This window comes from Kitasatospora sp. MAA4 (genome assembly GCF_029893355.1).
Lineage (GTDB): Bacteria > Actinomycetota > Actinomycetes > Streptomycetales > Streptomycetaceae > Kitasatospora.
In genome coordinates, this window is the sequence record NZ_JARZAI010000067.1 from 1 (window position 1) to 1307 (window position 1307).

The following is a 1307-nucleotide window of genomic DNA, read 5'->3' on the forward strand; positions in this document are numbered from 1 at the left end:
AGGCCGCAGGTCGCGGTGGTGCGAGGAGTGCGGGCCGGGCCGTCACGAACGCATCGAAGCTCCGGTTGAACGGGGTGATCTTCCCAAGTCGCCTCGAATCACCGGAGTTTCGTGTGCCGCCAATCTGCCACCGTCTGCTTGATCAAGTCGCCCGCGTTGGACGGCGTGGCGGGATTGTCGCTGGTGGGGCGGTTGCGGGTGCTGCCGGATCCGCGTCGGCGGCGCGGTGTGAGTCACCCGTTCGTGGCGGTGCTGCTGGTTGCCGCCTCGGCGGTGGTCGCCGGCGCTCGCTCATATGCGGCGATCGGCCAGTGGTCCGCGAGTGCTCCGCAGCACGCCCTGGCCCGCCTCGGTGCTCGTGTGGTGGGGGCGCTGGGCGTGCGAGCCGCACCGAGTGCCGCCACGATCCGGCTGGTTGTCGGCCTGGTCTGCCCCGGCGGCCTGGCTGATCTGACCGGCGCTGATCCTGCCGGCTCGGACTCGGTGGCCGTGGACGGCAAGGCCGCCCGAGGCCCCCGGCGCGGCGAGTTGCCCGCCGCCCACCTGCTGGCCGCGATGACCGGCGACGGCCGGACCGTCACCCAGCTGCGGGTTCCCGACAAGACCAACGAATCACCTGCTTCGCCGCGCTGCTGGCGCCCTTCGACCTGACCGGGGTCACCGTCACGGCCGACGCCCTGCACACCCAGCGCGCCCACGCGCGGTTCCTGGTGGAGGAGAAGAGAGTGCACTACCTGCTGGTGGTCAAGGCCAACCAGCCCGAACTGGCTCGCAGGCTGCGATCGCTGCCGTGGAAGGACATCAACTCGCGCCGCTACGACCGCGAGATCGGCCACGGCCGCAGGGAGACCCGCGCGACCAGGGCCCTTACCGTCACTGATCTCGGCCTGGACTTCCCGCACGCAGCCCAGGCCGTGAGTATCCTGCGTCATCGCACCGACCTCAAGGCCGGCACCGTCAGTCGCCAGACCGTCTACGCGATCACGGACCTGACCCCGCATCAGGCATCGCCTCAGCGCCTTGGTCAACTCGCCAGGTCACAATGGACCATCGAGAACCGGCTCCACTTCGTCCATGACACCACCTTCGCCGAGGACGCCTCGAAAATCGGTACTGGCCACGGACCCGAAAACATGTCCACCCTGCGCAACCTTGCGATCAACACCCTCCGCGCCGCCGGGCACCGCAATATCGCCGCAGGCCTCCGGCACGCCTCCTACGAGCCCTTCACCCGCCCGCTCGACCTGCTGGGCATCGCCTGACCGGCACACGCACAAGATCACGGGACTTTGCAACGGCCCTGGGCC

General features: G+C 69.5%; 2 protein-coding genes. Both read left to right on the forward strand.

All coding sequences use genetic code 11. The annotated features are described in order from the left end of the window. The first annotated feature begins 138 nt into the window (after positions 1–138). Positions 139–651, forward strand: a complete 513-nt coding sequence (locus P3T37_RS36960; protein ID WP_280728348.1) for a transposase family protein — start codon at positions 139–141, stop codon at positions 649–651. Next, complete coding sequence (locus P3T37_RS36965) at positions 648–1262, forward strand: ISAs1 family transposase (protein WP_280728349.1); 615 nt, start codon at positions 648–650, stop codon at positions 1260–1262. Before P3T37_RS36960 ends, P3T37_RS36965 begins: the two co-directional genes overlap by 4 nt. Positions 1263–1307 lie beyond the last annotated feature (45 nt).